Genomic DNA, 9,786 nt, shown 5'->3' with positions numbered 1-9,786 from the left:
TGGAAAGGTGGATGGCAGCTTTGCTCCCACTCGTGCTTTAAGCACCGCGGACTCACAGCTTGCCATCCACCTCTCTCACCCTAGAGTTTACTTCCGGCCATAGACACAAGCGGGCTTGCCCCGCGATGATCAGGCTTCGTGGCTGATATGCCCATCGACCAAGGTATAACGCACCGCACCCGGCAGGCAGTGGCCGATAAACGGGCAGTTGTCGCCTTTGGAGCGCCACTGCTCACCCGCCACGGTCGAGGCCTTGGCATCGAATAGCACCAGGTCGGCGGCGCCGCCGACTTTCAGTTGCCCGGCTGGCAGACGCAGGGCCTGGGCGGGGCCACTGGACAAACGTTGCAACAAAGTTGGCAGGTCGAGCAGGCCATCTTCCACCAGGGTCATCGCCAGAGGCAGCAGCAGTTCGACGCTGCTGATGCCCGGCTCGGTGGCCCCGAACGGTGCCAGCTTGGCATCGCGCTCGTGTGGCTGGTGATGGCTGGAGATCGCCTGGATCACCCCGGACTTCACCGCCTCGCGCAGCCCGTCGCGGTCGGCGCGGGTGCGCAGCGGTGGCTGCACGTGGTACAGGCTGGAGAAGTCGCGCAGCGCTTCGTCGGTGAGAATCAACTGGTACAGAGCCACGTCGGCGGTGACCGGCAGGCCCAGCTCCTGGGCCTGGGCGATCAGGCGCGCGCCGCGGGCGCTGGTCAGCTGGCTGAAATGCGCGCGTACGCCAGTCTGCTCGACCAGCAGCAGATTGCGCGCCAGGGCGACGGTCTCGGCGGTTTCCGGGATGCCCGGCAGGCCGAGGAAGCTGGCCATGGCGCCTTCATGGGCAAGGCCGCCCTCGGCCAGGTCGCGGTCCTGGGAGTGGAAGATCACCGTCAGGTCGAAGGTTGCCGCGTACTCCAGGGCGCGTGCCAGGGTACGGTTGTTGCCAAAAGCTTTCAGGCCGTTGCCGAACGCCACGCAGCCGGCGTCGCGCAGGGCAATCAGCTCTGCCAGCTGTTCGCCTTCCAGGCCTTTGCTCAGGGCGCCGATCGGGAACACTTTGCTGTGCCCGGCTTCGCGGGCGCGGTCGAGGATCAGCTCGGCAACCGCTGAAGTGTCCAGCACCGGCTTGGTTTGCGGCGGGCAGCACAGGCTGGTGACGCCGCCAGCGGCCGCGGCGCGGGTTTCGCTGGCGATGCTGCCCTTGCGGCTGTAACCCGGTTCGCGCAGGGCGACGTTGAGGTCGACCAGGCCGGGGGCGGCGATCAGGCCTTGGGCGTCAATGCTGCGCGCCGGGCTGAAGCCGGCAGGCGCTGCGCCCATGGCGATAATCTTGCCGGCATCAATGTGCAGGTCAGTGGTCTGGTCCAGGCCGCTCAGGGGGTCGATGACCCGGGCGCCGAGAATACTGAGGGTCACTGGGCGTTCTCCTGGTCGAGTTGACGTTGCGCGGTCTGCCCGCTCATGGCCATCGACAGCACGGCCATGCGCACTGCGATACCGTAGGTGACCTGGTTGAGGATCACCGAGTGGGCACCGTCGGCCACCGCCGATTCGATTTCCACGCCGCGGTTGATCGGCCCCGGGTGCATGACGATGGCATCGGGCTTGGCCCCGGCCAGACGGGCTGTGGTCAGACCGAACAGGCGATAGAACTCGCCTTCGCTTGGCAGCAGGCCGCCGGCCATGCGCTCGCGCTGCAGGCGCAGCATGATCACCACGTCGACGTCCTTGAGGCCTTGTTCAAGGTCGGTATAGACCTTCACGCCATACTGCTCGATACCGATTGGTAGCAGGGTTTTCGGACCGATCACGCGAATGTCCGGGCAACCCAGGGTCTTCAGGGCGAGCATGTTCGAACGCGCTACCCGCGAGTGCAGGATGTCGCCGACGATGGCCACCGAGAGATTCTCGAAGCCGCCTTTGTGCCGACGAATGGTGAGCATGTCGAGCATGCCCTGGGTCGGGTGAGCGTGACGGCCGTCACCACCGTTGATGATCGCCACGTCCGGGCAGACGTGCTCGGCGATGAAGTGCGCGGCGCCGGAGTCGGCATGACGCACGACAAACATGTCGGCAGCCATGGCTTCAAGGTTGCGCAGGGTGTCGAACAGGGTTTCGCCCTTGCTGGTCGAGGAGGTCGACACATTCAGGGTGATGACGTCGGCCGACAGCCGCTGGGCGGCCAGTTCGAAGGTGGTGCGGGTGCGGGTGGAGTTCTCGAAGAACACGTTGCAGACGGTCTTGCCGCGCAGCAACGGGACCTTTTTAACGGCCCGGGCGCCGACTTCAAGGAAGGAGTCGGCGGTGTCGAGGATTTCGGTCAGCAGCTCGCGGGGCAAACCGTCGAGCGAGAGAAAGTGGCGCAGCTGGCCCTGATCATTGAGCTGCAGCGGGCGCTTGGCGTCGATTGGCGTCATCGCGAGGGACTCTTAAAGGGCGGAAGCGGAGGCGAGGTCCTGGCGCTCGAGGGCGAGCGGTGCGGGTCCGGTCAATTTTACCCGTTCATGGGCGGCCAGCGACAGGGTTGCGCCGACCACATTCGGGCGGATCGGTAATTCGCCGGCATCCAGGTCGAGCAGGCACACCAGGGTCACGCTGGCCGGACGGCCATAGTCGAACAGTTCGTTGAGGGCGGCACGGATGGTGCGACCGCTCATCAGCACGTCGTCCACCAGGATCAAGTGCTGACCTTCGATCTCAAATGGCAGCTCCGATGGGCGCACTTGCGGGTGCAGGCCGTTCTGGCTGAAGTCATCGCGATAGAACGAAACGTCGAGGGTGCCCAGAGCGGCATCGCTGCCCAGTTCTTCGAGCAGGGCCTGGGCAACCCAGATCCCCCCGGTGCGGATGCCGATGAAGCGTGGCTCGGTAATGTTGCGCCGGGCCAGATGGGCACGAAGGTCGACGGCCATCTGCCGGATCAGTTCGGCGGGATTGGGTAGGCTCATGCTTGCTCCTCAAGAGGCCGGGGGCGCAGCGCTGGCCCGGCTTGAATCCGATGATCTGGGTCAGGACTGCCCGGTATTGGCCTCCAGCCAGCCCTGCAGCAGCAACGCTGCGGCAATGGCGTCGACCGGGTTGTCGCGGTAACTGCCACGCTGGCCGCCGCGGGCCATGCGCTCGCCCTTGGCTTCGAAGGTGGTCAGGCGTTCGTCGTGAGTATGCACGGGCAGGTTGAAGCGACCATTCAGGCGCCGGGCGAATTTCTCGGCGCGAGCACTCATTTCGCTGGGGGTGCCGTCCATGTTCAGTGGCAGGCCAACGACGATGGCGTCGGGCTTCCACTCCTGGATGAGTTTTTCCACCTGGGTCCAGTCCGGTACACCGTTCTGGGCCTTGAGGGTACACAGCTCGCGGGCCTGGCCGGTAATCACCTGGCCGACGGCGACACCAATCTGTTTGGTGCCGTAGTCAAAGCCCAGCAGCAGACGCAATTCGGCCATCAGGCGTGCCCCGCCTGACTGGTCAGCAGGCTCAGGTTGATGCCCAGGCTCGCCGCTGCGGCTGCAAGACGCTGCTCGCATGCCATGCCGAAGATGATCTCGGGGTCGAACGGGCAGTTCAGCCAGGCGTTGTCGGCCAGTTCCGCTTCTAGCTGGCCGGCTTCCCAGCCCGCATAGCCAAGGGTAATCAGGCTCTGCTTCGGACCGCCGCCGTCGGCGATGGCGAACAGCACGTCCTGGGAAGTGGTCAGCGACAGGCCGTCCAGCTCGACGGTGGCCTGGAAGCGCTTGTCACTGGTGTGCAGGACGAAGCCGCGGTCTGTCTGCACCGGGCCACCCATGTAGATCGGTATGTGGATGCAGTTGCTCGGCGGTTCAACGTTCGGGCGCAGCTGTTCGAGGATATCGGCCAGGTTGAGCTCCTGGGGCCGATTGACCACCAGCCCCATCGCGCCATTGGCGTTGTGCTCGACGATGTAGGTCAAGGTCTGCGCGAAGTTCGGGTCTGCCATGTGCGGCATGGCAATCAGGAACTGATGCTTGAGGTAACTCGGGCTGAGGTTTTTCATGGCTATTAGTGTGGCGTCGGTACGGCAGACTGACAAGCCTGAAGTATGGGAGCGGGCTTGCCCCACGATGCGATGTAACTGACAGACCGCAATCGCGGGGCAAGTCGAGTCGTCGCACCGCCGCGCCAACCGGTCAATTGCTGGACAAACGGTCGCCGCGGGCGAAGCGCCAGGTGCGGATGATCTCCAGCCGGTCGATGTCTGCCAGATCACCGGTAAACGGTGCAAAAGGTGCCGCCAGGCGGACGATACGCTGGGCGGCCTGGTCGAGCAGTGGTTGCCCGGAAGACTCCAGCACCAGCACTTCATAGAGCGAGCCGTCGCGGTTGATCGAGACCATTAGCCGCAGGCTGCCGTAGATCTGCTGGCGACGGGCTTCGTCGGGGTAGTTGAGGTTACCGATGCGCTCGACCTTCTTGCGCCATTCATCCTTGTACCAGGCACCCTTGTCGCGCATGGTCGAGGCGGCATTGAGACGATGGATGCGCGGGCGCTTGGCGTACAGCTGTTGCTCGTTGGAGAGCTCGGCTTCGAGGCTGGCGATCTGGCTGGACAGCTGCGAGCTGTCAAAGTCCGGGGTCGCAGCCTTGGGTTTGGGCTGCGGCTTGGCTTCCTTGGGCCGGGTTTCGACTTTTTGCGGCTTTGGCGCCTGGGTGGCGACTACGGCTTTGGGCGGTGCCGGTTGCGGCTGCACTTCAGGCTTGGCGGCCGGGGGGGGCGTGACCTTGTTGATCTTGCTGTCCTGGAATGGCGCGACTTCGGTGGTTTTCGGCAGCGCTTTTTTGTCCAGGGTGCCGCTGCCTTTCTGGTTATCCTGGGCCAGGAAGTCAGCCTTCTGCGGGGCTTTCTCGCTTTTGAAGGTCGCCAGGGTGATTTCCATGGTGCGGCGGATTTCTTCCGGCTTGGCGAAGGAAAAGCCCAGGCCGAGAATCAGCGCCAGGTGCACCAGGGCTGCCAGGAACAGGGTAAAACCGAGCCGGTCCGCCGGGCGAACGCGGGGCGGGGTGAAGTCGGCGGGGATGTCAGCAGGCAGCGTCATCAGGTATCCAGCAGCCGCGAGACCGGGGGGAAACCGGCAAAGTGGGTGCGCAGGTCAAAAAAACGACCGGCATGATACCCCACTCTGCGCGGTTGCTCCGCGTCGGCGGTCAGCGCGCCTTGAGCTTGCGATCAATGGCATCCATCAATTGCACACCAATGCGGGTGCCAAAGGCGTTGTCGATTTCACGGATGCAGGTCGGGCTGGTGACGTTGATTTCGGTCAGGTGTTCGCCAATGACGTCCAGGCCAACGAACAGCAGGCCTTTCTCGCGCAGGGTTGGGCCGACCTGTTCGGCGATCCAGCGATCGCGGTCGGTCAACGGGCGGGCTTCGCCACGGCCACCGGCGGCCAGGTTGCCACGGGTTTCGCCACTGGCCGGAATGCGCGCCAGGCAGTAAGGCACCGGCTCGCCATCGATCATCAGGATGCGTTTGTCGCCGTCGACGATCGCCGGCAGGTAGGCCTGTGCCATGATCTGCGAGGCGCCGTGCAGGGTCAGGGTCTCGAGGATCACCGAGAGGTTCGGATCGCCCGCGCGATGGCGGAAGATCCCGGTACCGCCCATGCCATCCAGCGGTTTGAGGATCACGTCGCCATGTTCGGCAGCGAATTCGCGGATGATATCCGGGCGACGACTGACCAGGGTGGGCGGCGTGCACTGGGGAAACAGGGTGGCGAACAGTTTTTCGTTGCAGTCGCGCAGGCTTTGCGGGCGGTTGACCACCAGCACGCCAGCGGCTTCGGCCTGTTCCAGCAGGTAGGTGCTGTAGACGAACTCCATGTCGAACGGCGGATCCTTGCGCATCAGGATCACGTCCAGATCGCTCAGGGCGCTGTCCTGCTCGGCTTCAAGCTCGAACCAGTGCTCCGGGTCGGCGAATACTTTCAGCGGGCGCATCCGTGCGCGGGCCTGGCCCTGGCCTTGGTAGAGGTCCTGCTGTTCCATGTAGAACAGCGACCAGCCGCGCTCCTGGGCAGCCAGCAACATGGCCAGCGAGCTGTCCTTTTTGTAGGAGATGGACGCGATGGGGTCCATGACAATCCCGAGGCGAACGCTCATGGGGTAGTTCCTCTCGGCGGCGCTCTGCCGCAGTAGCTCGAATGAAAAGTGGCGTCAGGGTGGCGCTCGCAGCGCTGGCGGTCAAGGGAAAACGCATCCTGGATGGCGCCGCAGCGGGCGGTGGCGCGGGCTGATGGAATGCACCCCCAGAGTGTGCTAAAAAGGCCTGGCACGTGGCCTGCACGGCCTTTCCAGGCGACGCTTGAGCAGCGATGGTAGAGCAATTATGGAACAGCCCGGCGCGGCACTGAAGGTGATGGTGATCGATGACTCGAAAACGATCCGTCGTACCGCACAAATGCTGCTCAGCGAAGCAGGCTGCGAGGTCATCACCGCCACCGACGGCTTTGATGCCCTGGCCAAGATCGTCGACCAGCATCCGCAGATCATTTTTGTCGACGTGCTGATGCCACGTCTGGATGGCTATCAGACCTGCGCCCTGATCAAGCACAACAGTGCCTTCAAGGATACGCCGGTGATTCTCTTGTCGTCCCGTGACGGCCTGTTCGACAAGGCCAGGGGCCGCGTAGTCGGTTCCGATCAATTTTTGACCAAACCTTTCAGCAAGGAAGAACTGCTGGACGCGATCAGGGCCCACGTGCCCGGGTTCGCCGCAGAAGAACAACACGCACCCTGACGCCGCGCCCCGGCAGCGGCGTCCATTGCTTTGATGGGGAACAGCATGGCCCGAGTTCTGATCGTCGACGATTCGCCGACCGAAATGTACAAATTGACCGGAATGCTCGAAAAACACGGGCATCAGGTGCTCAAGGCCGAGAACGGCGCCGACGGCGTGGCCCTGGCGCGTCACGAAAAACCCGACGCGGTGCTGATGGATATCGTCATGCCGGGTGTCAACGGTTTCCAAGCGACCCGCCAGCTCAGCAAAGACCCGGAAACAGCCGCTATCCCGGTGATCATCGTCACCACCAAGGATCAGGAAACCGATAAGGTCTGGGGCAAGCGCCAAGGCGCCAGCGACTACCTGACCAAGCCGGTGGATGAAGAGACCTTGATCAAGGTGCTCAACGGCGTTCTCAAAGGTTGACCACCCAACCCATGGGCGAGTCGCTGACGGCCTTCGAACTGCTGCTGGACATCGACCGGCGCTGCCGGCTGCTGGCGGCTGACCTGCCGTTGCAGGAAGCCCGCCTGCAGAGCTGGAGCGGTATTGGCTTTCGCATCGGCGAGCAGTGGTTCGTCGCGCCCATGGGCGAGGTTGCCGAAGTGCTGCACGAACCGCGCCTGAGCCGGATTCCCGGGGTCAAACCCTGGGTCAGCGGAGTGGCCAATCTGCGCGGGCGGTTGTTGCCGGTCATGGATTTGTGCGGGTTCTTCGGCCTGGGGCTCTCGGCACCGCGCAAGCAGCGCCGGGTGCTGGTGCTCGATCATGAGGAGCTGTTCGCCGGATTGCTGGTCGACGAGGTGCTGGGCTTGCAGCATTTCCCTCTGCATAGCCTTGAGCTGTCGCCGCCCACACCGTTGCTGAGCAGTGCCGCACCCTTTGTCCGGGGCCATTTCCAGCGGCAACGCTGCTGGGCCATCTTCAGCCCGCTGGCCCTGGCCCAGGCGCCGGGCTTTCTCGACGTGGCGTTGTAAAGGAATGCCGGATTCGTGACCAAGACCAACACGGCTGCACCAACCCCAGGCTCGCGCAGCAGCGCCCGGATCGCGGCGTTGTTCGTCGTGCTGATCCTGTCGATCATCCTGCTGTTCGCCAATTTCGCCTATCTCAACACCCAGGCCAATTACGACAAGCAGTACATCGGTCACGCCGGGGAGTTGCGGGTGCTGTCCCAGCGCATTGCCAAGAACGCCACCGAGGCGGCAGCGGGCAAGGCACGGGCGTTCCGTCTGCTCAGCGAGGCGCGTAATGATTTCGAACAGCGCTGGGGTTACCTGAAAAAAGGTGACGCTGCCACCGGCCTGCCTGCTGCACCACCGGCGGTGCGCAATGAAATGGATGCGGTGCTGAGCGATTGGGAAGGCCTGCGCAAGAACACCGATACCATTCTGGCGAGTGAGCAGACCGTGTTGTCACTGCATCAGGTCGCCGCGACCCTGGCCGAGACCGTGCCACAACTTCAGGTCGAGTACGAAAAAGTCGTCGAGATCCTGCTGCAAAGCGGCGCACCAGCCAATCAGGTCGCGGTGGCCCAGCGCCAGTCGCTGCTGGCTGAACGCATCCTCGGTTCGGTCAATACCGTACTGGCCGGTGATGAAACCTCAGTTCAGGCGGCAGACGCCTTTGGTCGCGACGCCAGTCGTTTTGGCCAGGTGCTCGAAGGCATGCTCGGTGGTAACCCGACCCTGCAGATCACCCGTGTTCAAGACCCGGATGCCCGGGCGCGGCTGGCGGATATCGCCGAGTTGTTCCAGTTCGTTGCCGGTTCCGTGGATGAGATTCTCGAAACTTCGCCCGAACTGTTCCGCGTTCGCGAGGCGGCCGGGAACATCTTCAACCAGTCGCAGACCCTGCTCGATGAAGCCTCGCGCCTGGCCAACGGCTTCGAGAATCTGGCCGCTGGGCGCACCCTGGATACCGTCGGTGGCTATGCGCTGGGGCTGCTGGCACTGGCGTCGATCATCCTCATCGGCTTGGTAATGGTCCGCGAATCCCATCGGCAATTGCGTGAAACCGCGCAGATGAATGAGCGCAACCAGCAAGCGATCATGCGCTTGCTCGACGAAATTGAAGACTTGGCCGATGGTGACCTGACGGTGATGGTGTCGGTGACGGAAGACTTCACCGGCGCAATTGCCGACTCGATCAATTACTCCATCGACCAGTTGCGTGATCTGGTGGCCACCATCAACCTCAGTGCCGAGGAAGTGGCCAGCGCCGTGCAGGACACTCAGAACACTGCCCACCAGTTGGCCAAGGCCTCGGAGCACCAGGCCGAGCAGATCACCGAGGCCTCGGTGGCGGTCGGCGACATGGCCGAGTCCATCGACCGGGTTTCCACCCATGCCTACGAGTCGGCGAAGGTCGCCGAGCGTTCGGTGGCCATTGCCAACAAGGGCAATGAGGTGGTGCACAACACCATCCGCGGCATGGACAACATTCGCGAACAGATCCAGGACACCGCCAAACGGATCAAGCGCCTGGGCGAATCCTCCCAGGAGATCGGCGATATCGTCAGCCTGATCGATGACATTGCTGACCAGACCAACATCCTCGCCCTTAATGCGGCGATCCAGGCGTCCCTGGCGGGCGAGGCGGGCCGCGGCTTCGCCGTGGTCGCCGACGAGGTTCAGCGTCTGGCCGAACGCTCGTCCTCGGCTACACGGCAGATCGAGGCATTGGTGCGCACCATTCAGACCGACACCAACGAGGCGGTGATTTCCATGGAACAGACCACTGCTGAAGTGGTGCGCGGTGCGCGCCTGGCCCAGGATGCCGGCGTCGCCCTGGAGGAAATCGAAGGGGTTTCGCAAACCCTCGCCGAACTCATCCACAGCATCTCTGATGCCGCCCAGCTACAGACCTCATCGGCCGGGCAGATCTCGCATACCATGGCAATAATCCAGCAGATCACTTCACAGACTTCGGCAGGTTCAAGCGCGACCGCCGAAAGCATTGGCAACCTGGCCCGCATGGCCAGTGAAATGCGTCGCTCGGTGTCTGGCTTCACCCTGCCAGCGAACCCACCACGTTGAGCGCACGCACGTGAGCATGGCAACGGG

At 63.5% G+C, this 9,786-nt stretch carries 11 protein-coding genes; 4 read left to right on the top strand and 7 right to left on the bottom strand.

All coding sequences use genetic code 11. The features are described 5' to 3' along the window. Nucleotides 1-129: 129 nt before the first annotated feature. The 7 genes from C6382_RS09790 to gshB form a co-directional block, all read right to left on the bottom strand. Nucleotides 130-1,401 (bottom strand): dihydroorotase, encoded by a 1,272-nt coding sequence (locus tag C6382_RS09790; RefSeq protein WP_107024297.1) that lies wholly within the window; start codon nucleotides 1,399-1,401, stop codon nucleotides 130-132. Beyond that, complete coding sequence (locus C6382_RS09785) at nucleotides 1,398-2,402, bottom strand: aspartate carbamoyltransferase catalytic subunit (RefSeq protein WP_107024296.1); 1,005 nt, start codon at nucleotides 2,400-2,402, stop codon at nucleotides 1,398-1,400. The genes C6382_RS09790 and C6382_RS09785 overlap by 4 nt, the downstream gene beginning before the upstream one ends. 12 nt (nucleotides 2,403-2,414) lie before the next feature. After that, nucleotides 2,415-2,933, bottom strand: a complete 519-nt coding sequence (gene pyrR / locus C6382_RS09780; RefSeq protein ID WP_107024295.1) for a bifunctional pyr operon transcriptional regulator/uracil phosphoribosyltransferase PyrR — start codon at nucleotides 2,931-2,933, stop codon at nucleotides 2,415-2,417. Between the two features lie 60 nt (nucleotides 2,934-2,993). Continuing rightward, nucleotides 2,994-3,428 carry a Holliday junction resolvase RuvX gene (ruvX, locus tag C6382_RS09775; RefSeq protein WP_038615389.1) on the bottom strand — a complete coding sequence of 145 codons (435 nt, stop codon included), beginning with the start codon at nucleotides 3,426-3,428 and terminating at the stop codon, nucleotides 2,994-2,996. Then, the gene (locus tag C6382_RS09770) at nucleotides 3,428-3,997 is read right to left on the bottom strand and encodes a YqgE/AlgH family protein (protein ID WP_107024294.1); all 570 of its coding nucleotides are present in this window, start codon (nucleotides 3,995-3,997) and stop codon (nucleotides 3,428-3,430) included. The genes ruvX and C6382_RS09770 overlap by 1 nt, the downstream gene beginning before the upstream one ends. A 133-nt stretch (nucleotides 3,998-4,130) precedes the next feature. Beyond that, entirely contained in the window at nucleotides 4,131-5,036 is a 906-nt protein-coding gene (locus tag C6382_RS09765; protein WP_107024293.1) for an energy transducer TonB, read from the bottom strand. A 109-nt stretch (nucleotides 5,037-5,145) separates the two neighbouring features. Continuing rightward, on the bottom strand, nucleotides 5,146-6,099 hold the full coding sequence (gshB, locus tag C6382_RS09760; RefSeq protein ID WP_107024292.1) for a glutathione synthase: 954 nt from the start codon (nucleotides 6,097-6,099) through the stop codon (nucleotides 5,146-5,148). Nucleotides 6,100-6,325: 226 nt separating this feature from the next. Between gshB and pilG the strand changes: the two genes are divergently transcribed. The 4 genes from pilG to C6382_RS09740 are packed head-to-tail and all read left to right on the top strand — an operon-like array spanning nucleotide 6,326 to nucleotide 9,759. After that, nucleotides 6,326-6,736: a twitching motility response regulator PilG gene (gene pilG / locus C6382_RS09755; protein ID WP_107024291.1), complete on the top strand. Its 411-nt coding sequence runs from the start codon at nucleotides 6,326-6,328 to the stop codon at nucleotides 6,734-6,736. Nucleotides 6,737-6,781: 45 nt separating this feature from the next. Then, the gene (gene pilH / locus C6382_RS09750) at nucleotides 6,782-7,147 is read left to right on the top strand and encodes a twitching motility response regulator PilH (RefSeq protein ID WP_038615379.1); all 366 of its coding nucleotides are present in this window, start codon (nucleotides 6,782-6,784) and stop codon (nucleotides 7,145-7,147) included. Further along, a complete protein-coding gene (locus C6382_RS09745) occupies nucleotides 7,144-7,698 on the top strand; it encodes a chemotaxis protein CheW (RefSeq protein WP_107024290.1) in 555 nt (184 codons plus the stop codon). Before pilH ends, C6382_RS09745 begins: the two co-directional genes overlap by 4 nt. A 15-nt stretch (nucleotides 7,699-7,713) precedes the next feature. Beyond that, the gene (locus tag C6382_RS09740; RefSeq protein ID WP_107024289.1) at nucleotides 7,714-9,759 is read left to right on the top strand and encodes a methyl-accepting chemotaxis protein; all 2,046 of its coding nucleotides are present in this window, start codon (nucleotides 7,714-7,716) and stop codon (nucleotides 9,757-9,759) included. The last annotated feature ends 27 nt before the right edge of the window (nucleotides 9,760-9,786 follow it).

This window comes from Pseudomonas sp. BBP2017, assembly GCF_003024385.1.
GTDB lineage: Bacteria > Pseudomonadota > Gammaproteobacteria > Pseudomonadales > Pseudomonadaceae > Aquipseudomonas.
Note: the sequence above shows the minus strand (reverse complement) of the source record. Positions and strands in the feature narration are given on the sequence as shown.